Below are 16,306 nucleotides of genomic sequence, written 5' to 3' on the forward strand. Positions count from 1 at the left end.
AAAAATTATATCATTAATTGCATTTTATTTAAAAATCCATCTAAGCAAAAAATTTAACTTTTTTTTATACACTTTTACTAATTTTAATCCTTATAAGGAAAATAATGAAAAATTTAATCATAGTAGAATCACCTGCTAAAGCTAAAACCATAGGTAATTTTCTAGGTAAAGACTATGAGGTAATAGCTTCTAAAGGCCACATTAGAGATTTACCTAAAACTAGCTTTGGTATAAAAATAGAAGATGAAAATTTTAAACCAGAATATAGAATTTCAAATGATCATTCAAGTTTAGTAAAAGAACTCAAAGAAAAGGCTAAAAAAGCTAAAACCATCTACCTTGCAACCGATGAGGATCGTGAGGGTGAAGCCATAGCTTATCATATAGCTAAGGCTATTAATAAAGATGAAAATTCCCTGCCACGCATAGTTTTTCATGAGATTACTAAAAGCGCTATAGAAAATGCTTTAAAAAACCCAAGATCTTTAAATGTAAATAGTGTCAATGCTCAACAAACTAGACGCTTACTTGATCGTATAGTAGGCTATAAATTAAGTCCTTTACTAAATCAAAAAATCCAAAAAGGCTTAAGTGCAGGGCGTGTGCAAAGTGCGGCTTTAAAAATCATCGTCGATAGGGAAAGAGAAATAAAAGCTTTTACTCCTTTAAAATACTTTAGTATAGATATGATTTTTGAAAAAGACTTGCAAGCTGAATTAGTCGAATTTCAAAATCAAAAGATAGAAAAACTAAGTCTAACTAACGAAGATAGAGCCAAACTCATCTTTGAAGCTTGCAAAAATGCTAACTTTAAAATAAAAGATATAGAAAGTAAAGATAGAAAAATAGCTCCACAAGCACCTTTTATGACCTCAACCCTGCAACAAAGCGCGAGCAATCGCCTAGGTTTTAATCCTAAAAAAACCATGATGATTGCCCAAAAACTTTACGAGGGTGTAAAAACCCATCAAGGTATTATGGGTGTGATCACTTATATGAGAACTGACAGCTTAAACATCGCAAAAGAAGCTTTAGAAGAAGTAAGAAAACTCATCAAAAATGATTTTGGCAAAGAATACCTACCAAGCAAAGCAAATATTTATACCACTAAAAGCAAAGGCGCTCAAGAAGCACACGAAGCCATAAGACCGACTAATCTTAGCTTTACTCCAAAACTTGCAAGTGAATTTTTAGAAAAAGATGAAGCAAGATTATATACTTTAATATATAATCGCTTTTTAGCTTCACAAATGAATCCTGCTATATCTCAAACTCAAAATGTCTATGCAAAATCAAACGAAGCAAGTTTTAAAATAAGTGGTAGAAAAATTTTATTTGATGGGCATTATAAAGTATATGGAGATATGGATAAAGATAAAATTTTACCTAATTTAAAACTAGAAGATATACTAAATATACAAAATATAGAATTAAACTCGCATTTTACCGAGCCACCTTCAAGATATTCTGAAGCTGGACTTGTTAAAAAGTTAGAAAATCTTGGCATAGGACGCCCTTCTACTTATGCTCCAACCATCTCTTTACTTAGTGCAAGAGAATATGTGCGTATAGATAAAAAGCAAATCATACCTAATGAAATAGCCTTTGTTGTAACAGAAGTTTTAGAACAAAACTTTAGCGATATAGTAGATAGTGATTTTACTTCTAAAATGGAAGATAAACTTGATATCATTGCAGAAGGCAAAATGGACTGGCAAGAAGTTTTAAGAGAGTTTTATTTTCCTTTTATGAGAAAAATTGATGAAGGTAAAAAAAACATAAAAAGCCAAAAAACTTTCACAAAGCTAGATGAAACCTGCCCTGATTGCGGTGGAGAGCTTGCTATAAGAAAAGGAAGATATGGAGAATTTATAGCTTGTTTAAATTTTCCAAAATGTAAATACTCAAGAAATTTAAAACAAGAAACACAAAATGAAGAAAAAAGCGAGAAAAAACTCAATACCATAGGCGTGAAATGCCCAAGCTGTCAAGAAGGCGAGATCGTGGAGCGTTTTTCTAAGCGTGGTAAATTTTATGGATGTAGTGCTTATCCAAAATGCAACTATATAAGCAAATACAAACCAAGTGAAGAAAAATGTAGCAAATGTAGCGAAACTTTGATTATCAAAGAGCTTAAAAAAGGCACATTTTTAGAGTGCTTAAAATGCAAAATCAAAAAGGAAATTTAATGCAAATCATGCTTTGTGCTATATCTAATATAGCAAGTGGAGGGTGCGGGGAAGATTGTAAATACTGCACTCAAAGCGCTCATGTAAAAACTAATATCAACAAATACAAAAGAAAAGATATAGATCAAATTGTTTTAGAAGCTAAAATAGCTAAGAAAAACGAGGCTTTAGGTTTTTGTTTAGTTACAGCAGGTGCTGGACTTGATGATGAAAAACTTGAGTATGTGTGCAAAGTAGCTCATGCGGTGCAAAAAGAAGTAGAAGGACTTTTACTCATAGCTTGCAATGGCATAGCAAATTTAGAACAACTCAAAGAATTAAAAAAAGCAGGAATTTTTTCTTATAATCATAATCTAGAAACTTCTAAAGAATTTTTTCCAAACATATGCTCTACGCATACTTGGGAGCAAAGATTTCAAACTAATCTTTATGCTAAAGAAGCAGGTTTAATGCTTTGCTGTGGCGGAATTTATGGTCTTGGAGAAAGTGAAGCTGATAGAAAAAGTTTTAGAACAAGTTTAAAAGAGCTTGATCCTTTTTCCTCACCTATTAATTTTTTCATACCAAATGAAAATTTAAAGCTCAAGCAAAACTTATTAAATGCTGATGAGGCGTTAAATATCATCAAAGATACTAAAAAAGACTTACCAAATGCACATATCATGGTAGCAGGTGGTAGAGAAGTAGTGCTAAAAGAAAGACAATATGAAATTTTTGACGCAGGAGCTAGTGCTATAGTAGTAGGTGATTATCTTACAACTAAAGGCGAAGAACCTAGCAAAGACATACAAAAACTAAAACAAATGGGATTTAGCTTTGCTAGCTCATGCCATTGATGCTCAAGCTGCTACGGATTTAAAAATTTTATTAGTCGTAGCAGGATGTTTGCTTACATCACCTTATATTGCTAAATTTTTAAAACTCCCACTTTCAGCTACTGAAATTATGCTTGGCTCTTTTATAGGATTTTTAGGTTTTATAGGAGAAAGTGAGAATTTTAAGCTTTTGGCTAATGCAGGATTTTACTATCTTATGTTTATAGCAGGGATGGAAATCAATCTTAAAACCTTTTTAAAAACCGAAAGAAGCTTACTTAATAAAGCTTTTATTTACATCATACTTTTATATGTTTTTAGCGTTTTAGCGGTTGAAAGTATAGATATTTCTTATATTTTTGTCATTATCATACCTGTTATGAGTGTGGGTTTGCTCTCAACGCTTTATAGAGACTTTGGGAAAAATTGTGAGTGGCTAAATGTATCCATGGTGGTAGCCACTTTAGCTGAAGTTGTGAGCATAGTTTTGCTTACCATAGCTGCAGCATTTTTGGGAAAAGGTGCTGATCTTTTCTCACTCACTCAAAATTTATTATACCTGGTGGGATTTTTAGCACTTTGTATTTTTGGATTTAAATTTTTAGAAGTACTTTTTTGGTGGTATCCACAACTTAAAACCATACTCATGCCTTGGCAAGATCAAAATGAAAAAGATATAAGATTTTGCATGGCAATTTTCATAGCCATAGTTGCGATTATGATTTATTTTAAACTTGAAGTTGCACTTGGAGCTTTTATAGCGGGTTCATTTATAGCTACTTTTTTTGATCATAAAAAAGACTTAGAGCATAAACTTTCTAGTTTTGGCTATGGCTTTTTAATCCCTATATTTTTCATTTATATAGGTTCAAGCTTTAAACTCCAAATGCTTTTAAACCCTCAAGTTTTAATCATAGCTTTTTCACTAACTATCTTTATGATAGGACTAAGAATACTTTGCGCTATGACTTTTGTAAAAATACTTGGTTTAAAAAATACCTTTTTATTTGGCTTAAGCCATTCTATGCCACTAACCTTACTTATCGCAGTAGCTACGCTTTCTTATCAAACTAATATTATCACTCAAGATATATACTCAGGATTAGTGCTTACTGCTTTACTTGAAGCAATTTTAGCTATTAGCTTAATAAAATTTATTAATAATCTTAGTAGAAAATAACTCTACTAAGTATTTATTTTCACTTGCTATAATTTTCTTATGAAAAATTTAGACACACTTTTAGAATTAGCCTTAAAAGCAGGCAAGGAAGCCTCTAAGGTATTGCTTGAATATAAAGACAAAAATACCTTATGGCTTAAAGATGATGATTCCCCGGTAGGTTTAGCTGATATAAAATCTAATGAAGCTATTAGTGAAATTTTAGCTTCAAGCGATATAGCTATATGCTCTGAAGAAAATATACTTTCTTATGAAGAAAGAAAAAATTTAGAGTATTTTTGGCTAATAGATCCTCTTGATGGCACTAAATCTTATGCTAAAAAAGATAAAGAATATTGTGTTTTAATCGCATTAATCCATAAAAACACTCCTGTGCTTTCGCTTATAGGCGATGTGGAAAATAATGCGTTTTATTATGCACATACCCATACTAAAGTTTATAAAAATAATGAAATTTTAAATCTTAATTTAGAGCAATACGAAAAGGTTAAAAATATAGCCCTTTACTCTAAAAATCATGATAATAATGAAGATTTTTTTATTCAAAATCATCTTGAAGGCATTAAGGTTTCATCTGCTTTAAAGTTTGTATATTTACTTGAAGCAAAAGCTGGAATTTACCCGCGTTTTGGTGGCCCAAAAGCTTGGGATATAGCTGCGGGAGATTTTTTAGTCAAACAAAATGGTGGAATTTTATACGATTTTGATAAAAAGGCCTTAAACTACAATAGTCCTGATTTTAAACTTCCAAGTTTTATAGCTTTTGCTAAGAATGAATTTAAATTAAAAGGTTTTTAGTGAGATTTTTTTTGGTGTTTTTGTGTTTTTTAAGTGCTATTTATGCCAATTCTTTTGCAAATAAAAAAATCATCAAATTACAAAATAATGATAATTTTAATATCATCAATCTTGATCAAGATATAAATTATGATAAACTCTCACACATTAGCACCTTAGCTTTAGTGCCAAGCTATGAAAAAGAATATAATTTTTATTTTTCAAATTTAAAAATCGATGCTAAAAGCATGGCAAAAGACACACTAAAAGCATTAAGTGCTATTTTAAATGAGCAAAATAATTTTGCCTTACTTAGTCAAAAAGAAAATCAAACTTATATCAATAGTCAAAATATCTTACAAATAAATAAAAATTTCATCAATGCAAGTGAGTTTTTAGAATTTAATCGTTTCAAAAAGGCTGATTTTATTATTTTGCTAGATTTAAAAAGCATTCAAGCAAGCCAACAAAATTTCTTGCTTTTTTCCAATTTTGAAGTCAAAGCCGACATAGAATACAAACTTTTTAACGCCAAAACAAAAAAACTAAAAGATCATAAAATCCTTACTATCAATACTCAATTTAGCACAAATGATAAAAATAAATCTTATCAAGAATTAGTCCATGAAATAGCTAGAATTGTTTATGAAGATATTAAAAATACTATATAATTACCACTTCTTCTTCTAAAACAATCCCAAATTCTTCAAAAACTCTTTTTTTAGCAAGCTCTATCAAAAATAAAGCATCATCAAAACTAGCATGTTTTTTATTGATTAAAAAATTTGCATGTTCATTGCTAAACATCGCATCATTTTTGCTAAAACCTTTAAGATTAACTGCTTCTATCAATCTTCCTGCATGATCGTTTTTGGGATTTTTAAAAATAGAGCCAAAGCTAGCACCTTTGGGTTGATTTTTTCTTGCATTTTTTAAAAGCTCATCTTTAACTGGGTCAAATCCATATTTTAAAAAAAACTTCGCGCTAAACATCACTTCTTTAATAGGATTAAACCTATAAGCAAAAGCAATATTTTGTTTTAAAATTTCTTGATTAAAAGTGCAAATACTAATTAAATTTTTGCTAATATCCTCATCTTTTAATCCTGCATTCATTTTTAAAATACCACCCAAAGTCCCTGGGATATTTCTTAAAAACTCAAAGCCTTTTAAGTTATTTTCTTTAGCAAAATGATACATTTTAAAAGATTTCACGCTAGAGCCTATCTCTAAAAACATACCTTTTTCATTTTGCTCTAAAATTTTAATATAATCAAAACTTTTCCCTAAAATTCCTAGTTTTTTGGGTTTTGGAGAGATTAAAAGATTATTTGCCCCACCTATTAAAAAACCATCAAATTCGCAAGGCTCTTCAAGTGTTTGCACTTCAAAGCTCTCACCTATACGCACAGAAGAATACTTAGAAAAATCAATAATCATCTAATAAAGCTTGGAATTTGATTTAAAATATTAGTTGTAAAATCAATCATAGAACTTATCATCCAAGGCATTAAAAATACTATTACCACAACAACAAGTAAAATTTTTGGCACAAAAGAAAGCGTGGCTTCGTTAATTTGCGTTACAGCTTGAAAAATACTTATAATAAGCCCTGCAATAAGCCCTGCTAAAAGCATAGGTAAAGAAAGCATAAGTGTGATTTTAAAAGTTTGTACACCCAAGGCTACTAAAGTACTTTCCATATTTTCTCCTTAAAAATTTAAATTCTATCAAGAATTTCTAAATTCTTCATACTCACTAGGGATAAGATAATCTTTACTTTTTATTAACTTTTCATAAAATCCATGATTATATCCAAGCTCAAAAAGCTTATCTATGGCATTGTATTGTTTATCATTCATATTAATAGAGTTTTTATTTGCATATAAATTTAAATACACATCAAGTTTTTGTGCATCAACGCGTATTAAATTACGCTCTAAAAGCATGGAGGCTAAGATTTTTCTATTATGATCGGCCACTTCTACTGCTTTAATCAAATCTTTTTCAACTGCTATTGCATCACTAAGTGGTAAAGATCTTCTAAGGGCCATACCACCTAAAGGTAAAGGTAAATCATTTTTTGCTAATTCTTGCCAAATATCCCAAAGTTCAGCCTCAACACACAAACTAGAATCAAATTCTAAAATACTCTCATGTATAAGCACTCCCGCATCAACTTCATCTTCTAAAACAGCCTTTTCAATCTCTAAAAAATTCTTATAAATTATTCTAGCTTGTGGATATTTTATGCGAAAGATTAAAGCATTAGTAGTGTGTGCTCCACTTAAAGCAACTTTAAAATTTGGCTTTAATTTTTTATTCTTTTTCTTAATAAGCTTTGGCCCATAACCCTCACCAAAACTCACAGCAGTTTTTAATAAAGCATATTCACTAGCTATTAAAGGATAAAGTGCAAAAGATATCGCACTAACATCGTATATATTTTCCAATGCAAGCTCATTTAAAGTTTGTATATCCAAGGCTGTATTTTCATACTCATAAGCATTTCCAACCCAACCAAATTTAATCGCCATATACATAAAAATATCATCAGCATCAGGAGAGTGTGCTACGCTAATTTTTTTATTCATTTTTTTCCTTAAAAATCTAAAAAAGTATTTTAGCAAAATTCAAAATAAAAACTTATATTAAATTTCTTTTTGATACAATTTTAAACATATTATAAAAGGATTAACAAGCATGGATGATAATAAAAGAAAATCACTTGATGCAGCCTTAAAAAGTCTTGATAAAACCTTTGGAAAAGGTACTATTTTAAGACTTGGCGATAAAGAAGTTGAAAAAATTGATTCTATTCCTACAGGTTCTGTTGGACTTGATTTAGCTTTAGGAATTGGCGGGGTTCCAAAAGGAAGAATTATAGAAATTTATGGACCTGAAAGTTCAGGTAAAACTACACTTACCTTACACATCATAGCAGAATGTCAAAAAAAAGGTGGAGTTTGTGCGTTTATTGATGCTGAACACGCTCTTGATGTAAGATATGCAAAAAATTTAGGCGTTGATACAGAAAATCTTTACATCTCTCAACCAGATTTTGGAGAACAAGCCTTAGAAATCGTTGAAACTATAGCAAGAAGTGGAGCCATTGATCTAATAGTGGTAGATAGCGTTGCTGCACTTACTCCAAAAGCAGAAATCGAAGGTGATATGGGAGATCAACATGTAGGTCTTCAAGCAAGATTAATGAGCCAAGCTTTAAGAAAATTAACCGGAATTGTCCATAAAATGAACACTACTGTAATTTTCATCAATCAAATTCGTATGAAAATAGGCATGATGGGCTATGGCACTCCTGAAACAACTACTGGCGGAAATGCTTTAAAATTTTATGCTTCAGTGCGTTTAGATGTAAGAAAAACAGCCACCTTAAAACAAAATGATGAGCCTATTGGAAACCGCGTTAAAGTAAAAGTGGCTAAAAACAAAGTAGCCCCTCCTTTTAAACAAGCTGAATTTGATGTGATGTTTGGTGAGGGTGTAAGTCGTGAAGGCGAGCTAATAGATTATGGTGTAAAACTTGATATTATTGATAAAAGTGGTGCATGGTTTTCTTACAAGGCTTCTAAACTTGGTCAAGGTAGAGAAAATGCTAAAGCCTTTTTAAAAGAAAATCCAGCTATTGCAGATGAAATTACTCAAGCTATACAAAACTCAATCGGTATAGATAGTATGATTTTGGGCGCAAAAGAAGACGATGAAGGAGAAGAATAATGTTGATTATTGAAGATTTAAGAGCTTTTGAAGTTTTAGATAGCAGAGGCAATCCTACCATTAAAGCTGAAATCATGTTAAGCGATGGTAGTGTGGGTAGTGCTATCGTTCCAAGTGGTGCAAGCACAGGAAAAAAAGAAGCTTTGGAATTAAGAGATAATGATGAGAGATTTGGCGGAAAAGGTGTTTTAAAAGCTATTGAAAACATCAATGGCACCATAGCTGAAAACATTATAGGGCTTGATGCGTTTAATCAAACTCAGCTAGATAATACTCTTTTAGAACTTGATGGGACAAAAAATTATTCCAACCTAGGAGCAAATGCAACTTTAGGAATTTCTATGGCAACAGCACGCGCTGCTGCTAATGCACTAGGCGTACCTTTATATCGTTACTTAGGTGGAGCAAATGCAAGTGTATTACCTGTGCCAATGTGCAATATCATCAATGGCGGTGCGCACGCAAACAATAGCGTAGATTTTCAAGAATTTATGATTATGCCTTTTGGTTTTTCAAGCTTTAAAGAAGGATTGAGATCAGTTTGTGAAATTTATGCAGTATTAAAAAAAGAACTAGCTAATCTAGGTCATTCTACTGCTTTAGGCGATGAGGGTGGTTTTGCACCAAATTTAGCAAACAACACTGAACCACTTGATCTTTTAATGACTTGTATTAAAAAAGCAGGCTATGAAAATAAAATCAAACTAGCGCTAGATGTAGCAAGTAGTGAGCTTTATAAAGATGGTAAATACCATTTAGAGGGTAAAGTTTTCTCAAGTGAAGACTTGATTGCTCGCTATGAAGAATTATGTGCTAAATATCCTATTTTTAGTATTGAAGATGGTTTGGCTGAAGATGATTATGAAGGTTGGATTAAACTCACTCAAAAGCTTGGCAATAAAATTCAACTTGTGGGTGATGATTTGTTTGTAACTAATGAAGATATTTTAAGAGAAGGTATCATGAAAAATATGGCAAATGCTGTATTAATCAAGCCTAATCAAATCGGTACAATCACTCAAACTATGAGAACAGTAAGACTAGCTCATAGAAATAATTACAGATGTATTATGAGTCATAGAAGCGGGGAAAGCGAAGATGCTTTTATAGCTGATTTTGCAGTAGCGCTTAATACAGGACAAATCAAAACAGGAGCTCTAGCAAGAGGTGAAAGAACAGCTAAATATAATCGTTTGTTAGAAATCGAACTTGATAATGATGAGTATTTAGGAGATAAGCTCTGAGTGATTTATTAAAAGAGTATGATGAGCATTCTAAAAAGAAAGAGGCTCGTCATCATCTAATAAAAACTATTGCATTATCATTTGTAGCTATTATTGTTGCTATGTATTTTGGTAATATGTTTTTTGGCAAATCCTCTTTAGATGTTTTATTATCGCTTAAAGAGGAGCAAAAAATTTTAGAGAAAAACATAATAACCTTAAAAGCTAAAAATGCCCAAGCTCAAAAAGAATACTTACAGCTTTTAAGACTTAAAGGAGAAAATTCGCATGAGAATTAAATTTTTTTTACTATTTTTATTATCCTGTGTATTTTTAAATGCAAAAGATAATCCTTTTGACAATAACTCAGAACAACAAAACACCGAGTTTGTAAAACTTAGTCCTTTTCAAAGACAGGATTTTACTTTTAATTCTGATGCAAGAATTTTAAAAAATATTACTATTACTTATATTAATCTTGATGGCTCTGAAGAGCAAACTACTCTAGATATATACAAAAGTATCAATTGGCATGATACTTACTCATTTATAAAAGCCAAAAGTCCAAATGCCACACCTATACTTGATGTATCTGTTACTGTGCCACAAGAACAAGGGGTAAAAAACACTAAAACAGAAGAAAACAATACCACTTTAAACATTGAAACACCAATTTTTAGTGGAAATATTTATAATTTTATTTCTATTAGCTTTTATAACAATAAGATTAATATCAAAACCGAAGATAGAATGCTAAGACATTTATCTATAGGAGATCCAACTAAAATCATTATAGATTTTGCTAAAAAGCAAAATTTCAATACAAAAACTTTACAAGTTAATACTGCTCATGTTAGAAAAGTTGTATTTGGATCACATAAAGGATATTATCGTTTGGTAATTTATCTTGATGGAAAATATAGTTATAAATACTCTCAAGGTGAAAATTTACATACCTTTAACTATCGCTAAGAGTTTTTAAAAACTCTTAAGCAAATCTGTGATCATAAATAATCATTTGAAATCTTTGAGCTATCATTTTAGCTCTTTCTATAACAATACTTCTTAGTTCATCTTCAAAAACTTCTTGCAAACTCTCATCAAACAGATTAAGCCAAACATCAAAAAATTCTCTTGGAAATGAAGGTAATTCATGATGAACTCTCAAAGGAGAACCGCTATAACTTGGATCACCTAAAAACATCCCTGCCCAAAAACTTGCTATTTTTTCTTTGTGTTTTTTCCAACTCTCATCATCTATACCAATTTTTTCATTAAAAATAGGCCCTAAATCCTTGTCTATTCTAACTTTTGCATAAAAAACATCCATAAGTTTTTTTATACCCTCATGATTAATAGTTTCAAATTTCATACTTTTCCTTAAAAAATAATTTTGGCTTATTGTATTAAATTTAGAAATTAAAAATATAAACAAAAGTCAATTTTTAGTATAATCATAAAAAAACAAATTTAAAGAAAAAATATGACTTATACTATTTTACCACCCAATCAATTCTTGGATAATTATATTTTAAATATACAATTACACCAATTAGCAAATATTTCCAAAAATGCTTATAAATTTTGGAAAAATGTTCAGGCAGCACGCTATCAAGGCACAAGAGTGGTATTTTTACATAAAAAAAGTATTTTACAAAAACACCAACATCTTATACAAAAATGTGAAAATCTAAGTGGCTTTGTATTAGCAAGTGCCTTTTGCTCATTTACTACTTTAGCTCCATCACATTTGGTAGAAAAAAACAATTCTCAAATTTATAAAATCTTAGATATAAAAGAAGTTTGTGGGGTTAAATTTGTAAATTTAAAGGCATTTTACGATTTTTTAAATTTAGATTATAGTTATAGTATTTATATCGAAAAATGCCATTTTTTCAGTCCTACTCCTTTGGAAAAACGCATTAAAATCACTGAGAGTATGTGCGTTGGGTATTACTAAGATATTTAAATATCAAAGCACAAACAAGCGAAATTATAGCCATAGCAAACATATAAAATCCTAAAGAAAAACGAGCAATATTTTCTAAATTTCCCAAAGCAATAGTGTGTAAAAATAAAGCAAGTTGCGGAGTAAACCCACCAGCTATTGCATAAGCTATATTATAAGAAAAACTAAGCCCTGAAAATTTAATCTTAGCATCAAATACCTCACTCATCATCAAAGGACAAAAATTCATCACTCCGGTAAAAAAGCAAGCGGTTAAATAATACACACTCACTAAATTAAAATCAGGTGTTTTAGTATAAAGAGCGTTAAAATAAAATAAACAAGTTAAGAAAAATCCTAGCGAAAAAATCATACAAGCTTTTACTATACCTATTTTATCAGCCAAAATTCCACTTAATATACAACCAATTACAAGCAAAACTATACCAAACATTTGTATGTAAGTTTGAAAGCTTGCATCAATATTTAACATTTTTGCCATAAAAGAAGGTATAGTTAAAATCATCACAACAATACAAGCCGTCAAAACCCAAGTTATCAACATAGAAAGTACAACGCCCAGCTTAGCTTTTTTAAATACTTCTTTTAGAGGGAATTTTTCTAAAGCCTTATCTTTTTTCATTTGTTCAAAAACAGGTGTTTCTTGTAAAAATTTACGCAAATAAGCAGAAATAATCCCAAAAATTCCACCCAAGAAAAATGGAATTCTCCAAGCCCACTCATAAAGCTCTTCTTGAGTAAAAAACTTATTCATCATTAAAAATACAAAACTACCAAGTAAAATTCCACCTACCACAGAAGCTGTTAAAATCCCAAGATAAGTGCGTTTTTGACCCTTTGGAGCATGCTCAAATACAAAAACCCAAGCACCAGGCAATTCCCCACCTATAGCTATACCTTGACAAATCCTTACAAATACTAAAAATACTATACATAAATACCCTATACTTTCATAAGTAGGTATAAAAGCAAGCATAAAAGTTGGCACAACCATCAGCAAAATACTAAGCATAAACATTTTCTTACGGCCGAATTTATCGCCAAAATGCGCCATTACTATACCACCAAGTGGTCTAGCTAAATATCCTGCAGCAAAAATCCCATAAGTATTAAACATTTTCCAAAATGGACTTAAATCTTCAGGAAAAAAATTTTTAGAAATATAACTTGCAAAAAATACAAAAATGATAAAATCGTAAAATTCTAAAGTCCCTCCCAAAGAAGAAAGACTCAAAACTTTTATGTCTTTTTTAGTAAGATTTTTACCCACGATTAATCCATCTCATAAGTATCATCATCACTATAATCATCATCGTATTCATAATCATCATCATCATAATTATATGATCTTTGATTATTTGCATAAGTATCATCATCTGCTTCATCATACATTTCATCATCATAATTTTCAAATTCTTCATCATCATAAGCCATTGCAAATCCTTTAAAATTTTTTAGTAGTATTTTAATATAAAAATATACATTTTGGTATAATTTTTCAAACTTTACTTAAGGAAAAATATGAATTTAACGCATTTAGATGAAAAAAATCACCCCAAAATGGTAGATGTAAGTCAAAAAGATATTACCCAAAGAGAAGCTTGTGCAAGCGGTAAAATATACATGAGTAAAGAAGCATTTGAAGCTATCATTGAAAACAAAGCTAAAAAAGGGCCTGTTTTGCAAACTGCCATCACAGCAGCCATAATGGGAGCTAAACAAACTTCAAATCTTATCCCAATGTGTCATCCTTTAATGATCTCAAAAGTACAAACCCATATAGAAGAAAACAAAGAAGAATGCTCTTTTAAACTTTTCGTAACCGTAAAATGCGAAGGAAAAACAGGGGTTGAAATGGAAAGCTTAACAGCTGTTAGCATTGGGCTTTTAACTATTTATGATATGGTTAAAGCTATTGATAAAAGTATGCAAATTACTGATATAGTTTTAGAAAGAAAAGAAGGAGGAAAAAGTGGTAAATATCTGCGATCTTAAAAAAGAACCTATTATAAACTACCCTACTTTTTGGGATTATAAAGTCGTTTTTGAAGCTGAAGTTGATGCTTTAGAAATTTTCACCCAAATACTCAATGAAAGAGAATTTAAATATAAAATCTCAAATACTAGCAAACAAGGAACATATAAAAGTTATCTTTTAAGTGTTTATGTCGATAGTAAAGATGATCGTTTAAATATTTTTAATCAATTAAAAAGTAAAGCGAAATTTGTATTATAAAAAAGGAAAAATATGAAAAATTTAGCCATAATTTTTGAAAATTCTCTCTTAGCTTGTGAAAAAAATGAAATTCCAAACTTAATTAGTGAGCTTGTTTTTAATCTAAGTTATAAAAAAATTAGTTTTGAAAATACTAGCAATGAAGAGCTTTTTGCTATCTTTTCTAAAGTATTAGAAAAACTTGGACTTATAAATGAAGAAAATATTTCCAAAATAATCCAAGGTATTATTAAAGCTAGAGTTGAAGAAGATAAAAAAGCATTTTTTGTTTATATTAACGAATATGGCAAATTAAAAGTAAAAATAGAAGAACAAAAAAACACCATTAAACACAAAATTTGCGATAACTTTTTTGATTTAGAAAAGACTTTAAAAGATTTAAATTTAAATGAATTTAATATAAGTATCAATGATGCAATGCTTTATGATATAGAAATACTAGGCCTTTTAAAAGAAACTGCCGAGAGTGCTTTTATCACAACTTTAGAAAAAGGTGAAAACATAGAACTTACATCTTGTGAAATCGCTAAAAACCTTGTATTTAATGCAATTTGTGAAGGAAGCTTTGAAAAAGAAAGAATTTTAAAAATATCCCAAATAGTTTTAAATGCTGCTTTTGAACTTGCTAACGAATCAAAGGCTTTTGCTTATGATTTATGTATAGGAAGTATTTATGGGACACAAGAAGGAATTTCTTTGGCGATTGAAAAATTTAAATCAAGCTTTGCATATAGCGCTTTAGAACATGATTTAAAAAATAAAGAAAAAGAGCTTATAGACATAGAGCAAGAATTTATCCAAATGCTTAAAAAAATATCATTAGAATTTAATAATCCCGTAAAAGATATACTTAAAGATTTATTAGAAAATAAATTTGACACTTTATTTGCCAAATTTAAACGCTTAATACAAGAAAACAGAGAACAAATTCTTATCAAAATTAATGAAATTAAACAAAATCCAAAAATTGATGATTTTAGCAAGCTAGCACAAAGCAAACTCAATATCTTAGCTAAAGAGTTAAATGAACTCGAAAAACTCGCAAGCCATAAATATAAAAATTTAGATAAAAACAATGCAAAAGAATTGGGAGTGAGATTGTGGGAAAAAGCAAAAAAATTAATTAAAAAAAAAATATTAATTGATAATTAATTTTTAAAAATTAAAATTACAAAAATAAAATACGGAGGAAATTATGTTTAACACTTTGAAAGTTAAATTGTCTTTAATGGCAAATTTTTTCACTGCACTAAGTTTGATTATTTTAGGTGTGTTAAGTTTTTACTTTACCAAAACATACCTTTATGATAATGAGCTAAAAAGGCAAAATGATATTTTACAAGTTGCTCGAACTTCTTTAGAAACATTTCGAAAGCACAATAGTGATTTAATTTTAAATTTGGAAAAAACAATTTTGGAATTTCCATATGAAAAATTAAATTCCGAACAAGCTTTGATAGATAATGTTGGCTCTATTTTAAAATCATATAGAAAAGCTTCTGGAGTTTTATCTGCTTTTATAAGTTTAGATAATGGAGAAAATCTTGTAAGTAATGATACTAGTGATAAAAATAATAAAAATATCGAAATTTATGGACAAAATATCAACTATGATGCTAGAACTAGACCATGGTATATTGGAGCCAAAGAAAATAAAGATATTTTCATCACTTCTCCTTATATTGATAAAGCAACAAATCAATATGTAATAACATATACTAAATCTATATATAAAAATGGTAATTTTGTAGGAATTATTGGGGTTGATATTCCAGTAAAAGAGCTTCAAGAAAATTTTGAAAATATGCCTGGTAATAGCTTTTTATTTGATGAAAATGGAAAGATATTTGTTGCTAAAAACAAACAGTTATTAGATCCATCGGTAGATCATGGACCGGTATTAAATGCACACAAACAAAATGGTGATTATTCTTTCTTTGAATATGGATTAAAAGGAAAAGAAAGGCTAGGTATATGTGCTAAAATATCTTCTTACCTTGTTTGTAGCACCGAAAGTGCCGATGTTATAAATGAGCCTATTTTCAAAACAGCAACAATACAAACAATTGTTGTAAGTATCATGGTTGCCTTAAGTGTTATCATACTCTATTTCATCATCTCTTATTATCTATCCCCTTTACAAGCAATCCAAAAAGGTATCAATTCTTTCTTTGACTTC

The 16,306-nt window shown here is 29.9% G+C and carries 20 protein-coding genes; 14 read left to right on the forward strand and 6 right to left on the reverse strand.

Annotated features, from left to right (window positions below; translation table 11 throughout):
* Positions 1–104: 104 nt before the first annotated feature.
* From topA to L8X28_RS06250, 5 genes are read left to right on the forward strand one after another with little or no spacing between them, the layout of a single operon-like run.
* Positions 105–2,189, forward strand: a complete 2,085-nt coding sequence (gene topA / locus L8X28_RS06230; protein ID WP_412175529.1) for a type I DNA topoisomerase — start codon at positions 105–107, stop codon at positions 2,187–2,189.
* Positions 2,189–3,025 carry a biotin synthase gene (locus L8X28_RS06235; RefSeq protein WP_039627786.1) on the forward strand — a complete coding sequence of 279 codons (837 nt, stop codon included), beginning with the start codon at positions 2,189–2,191 and terminating at the stop codon, positions 3,023–3,025. The genes topA and L8X28_RS06235 overlap by 1 nt, the downstream gene beginning before the upstream one ends.
* The gene (locus L8X28_RS06240) at positions 3,006–4,184 is read left to right on the forward strand and encodes a cation:proton antiporter (protein ID WP_133319939.1); all 1,179 of its coding nucleotides are present in this window, start codon (positions 3,006–3,008) and stop codon (positions 4,182–4,184) included. The genes L8X28_RS06235 and L8X28_RS06240 overlap by 20 nt, the downstream gene beginning before the upstream one ends.
* 39 nt (positions 4,185–4,223) lie before the next feature.
* Positions 4,224–4,982, forward strand: a complete 759-nt coding sequence (locus L8X28_RS06245; protein WP_263660822.1) for a 3'(2'),5'-bisphosphate nucleotidase CysQ — start codon at positions 4,224–4,226, stop codon at positions 4,980–4,982.
* A complete protein-coding gene (locus L8X28_RS06250) occupies positions 4,982–5,632 on the forward strand; it encodes a hypothetical protein (RefSeq protein ID WP_263665833.1) in 651 nt (216 codons plus the stop codon). The genes L8X28_RS06245 and L8X28_RS06250 overlap by 1 nt, the downstream gene beginning before the upstream one ends.
* Here the strand turns inward: L8X28_RS06250 and L8X28_RS06255 are convergent.
* From L8X28_RS06255 to L8X28_RS06265, 3 genes are read right to left on the reverse strand one after another with little or no spacing between them, the layout of a single operon-like run.
* Positions 5,625–6,401, reverse strand: a complete 777-nt coding sequence (locus L8X28_RS06255; protein ID WP_263665834.1) for a UDP-N-acetylmuramate dehydrogenase — start codon at positions 6,399–6,401, stop codon at positions 5,625–5,627. The two genes, L8X28_RS06250 and L8X28_RS06255, sit on opposite strands and share 8 nt — an antisense overlap.
* Positions 6,398–6,664, reverse strand: coding sequence for a flagellar biosynthesis protein FliQ (fliQ, locus tag L8X28_RS06260; RefSeq protein ID WP_012660903.1), 267 nt, complete (start codon positions 6,662–6,664; stop codon positions 6,398–6,400). The genes L8X28_RS06255 and fliQ overlap by 4 nt, the downstream gene beginning before the upstream one ends.
* Positions 6,665–6,691: 27 nt before the next feature.
* Positions 6,692–7,555 carry a menaquinone biosynthesis family protein gene (locus L8X28_RS06265; protein ID WP_263661946.1) on the reverse strand — a complete coding sequence of 288 codons (864 nt, stop codon included), beginning with the start codon at positions 7,553–7,555 and terminating at the stop codon, positions 6,692–6,694.
* A 109-nt stretch (positions 7,556–7,664) separates the two neighbouring features.
* Here L8X28_RS06265 and recA point away from each other — a divergent pair, with 109 nt between their 5' ends.
* The 4 genes from recA (at position 7,665) to L8X28_RS06285 (ending at position 10,894) form a co-directional block, all read left to right on the forward strand.
* Positions 7,665–8,699 (forward strand): recombinase RecA, encoded by a 1,035-nt coding sequence (recA, locus tag L8X28_RS06270; protein ID WP_087700900.1) that lies wholly within the window; start codon positions 7,665–7,667, stop codon positions 8,697–8,699.
* Positions 8,699–9,943 carry a phosphopyruvate hydratase gene (eno, locus tag L8X28_RS06275; RefSeq protein ID WP_133319944.1) on the forward strand — a complete coding sequence of 415 codons (1,245 nt, stop codon included), beginning with the start codon at positions 8,699–8,701 and terminating at the stop codon, positions 9,941–9,943. The genes recA and eno overlap by 1 nt, the downstream gene beginning before the upstream one ends.
* Before the next feature lie 101 nt (positions 9,944–10,044).
* Positions 10,045–10,221, forward strand: coding sequence for a hypothetical protein (locus tag L8X28_RS06280; protein ID WP_259443318.1), 177 nt, complete (start codon positions 10,045–10,047; stop codon positions 10,219–10,221).
* On the forward strand, positions 10,211–10,894 hold the full coding sequence (locus tag L8X28_RS06285; RefSeq protein WP_133319946.1) for an AMIN domain-containing protein: 684 nt from the start codon (positions 10,211–10,213) through the stop codon (positions 10,892–10,894). Before L8X28_RS06280 ends, L8X28_RS06285 begins: the two co-directional genes overlap by 11 nt.
* A gap of 16 nt (positions 10,895–10,910) precedes the next feature.
* Here the strand turns inward: L8X28_RS06285 and L8X28_RS06290 are convergent, their stop codons facing one another.
* Positions 10,911–11,294 (reverse strand): group III truncated hemoglobin, encoded by a 384-nt coding sequence (locus L8X28_RS06290; RefSeq protein WP_263665835.1) that lies wholly within the window; start codon positions 11,292–11,294, stop codon positions 10,911–10,913.
* 111 nt (positions 11,295–11,405) lie between these two features.
* Here L8X28_RS06290 and L8X28_RS06295 point away from each other — a divergent pair, with 111 nt between their 5' ends.
* The gene (locus L8X28_RS06295) at positions 11,406–11,882 is read left to right on the forward strand and encodes a cysteine permease (protein ID WP_263665836.1); all 477 of its coding nucleotides are present in this window, start codon (positions 11,406–11,408) and stop codon (positions 11,880–11,882) included.
* Here the strand turns inward: L8X28_RS06295 and L8X28_RS06300 are convergent.
* The gene (locus L8X28_RS06300; protein ID WP_263665837.1) at positions 11,851–13,161 is read right to left on the reverse strand and encodes an MFS transporter; all 1,311 of its coding nucleotides are present in this window, start codon (positions 13,159–13,161) and stop codon (positions 11,851–11,853) included. The two genes, L8X28_RS06295 and L8X28_RS06300, sit on opposite strands and share 32 nt — an antisense overlap.
* Positions 13,162–13,163: 2 nt before the next feature.
* A complete protein-coding gene (locus tag L8X28_RS06305; RefSeq protein ID WP_133319950.1) occupies positions 13,164–13,325 on the reverse strand; it encodes a highly acidic protein in 162 nt (53 codons plus the stop codon).
* Positions 13,326–13,412: 87 nt separating this feature from the next.
* Between L8X28_RS06305 and moaC the strand changes: the two genes are divergently transcribed.
* The 4 genes from moaC to L8X28_RS06325 form a co-directional block, all read left to right on the forward strand.
* A complete protein-coding gene (moaC, locus tag L8X28_RS06310) occupies positions 13,413–13,886 on the forward strand; it encodes a cyclic pyranopterin monophosphate synthase MoaC (protein WP_263665838.1) in 474 nt (157 codons plus the stop codon).
* Positions 13,864–14,127: a DUF493 family protein gene (locus tag L8X28_RS06315; RefSeq protein ID WP_133319952.1), complete on the forward strand. Its 264-nt coding sequence runs from the start codon at positions 13,864–13,866 to the stop codon at positions 14,125–14,127. Before moaC ends, L8X28_RS06315 begins: the two co-directional genes overlap by 23 nt.
* A 12-nt stretch (positions 14,128–14,139) precedes the next feature.
* A complete protein-coding gene (locus L8X28_RS06320) occupies positions 14,140–15,279 on the forward strand; it encodes a hypothetical protein (protein ID WP_263665839.1) in 1,140 nt (379 codons plus the stop codon).
* 43 nt (positions 15,280–15,322) lie between these two features.
* Positions 15,323–16,306 (forward strand): cache domain-containing protein (locus L8X28_RS06325; protein WP_263663011.1); only part of this gene is annotated, 984 nt, incomplete at its 3' end.

The sequence above is a fragment of the Campylobacter sp. CNRCH_2016_0050h genome, from assembly GCF_025772605.1.
GTDB lineage: Bacteria > Campylobacterota > Campylobacteria > Campylobacterales > Campylobacteraceae > Campylobacter_D > Campylobacter_D lari_D.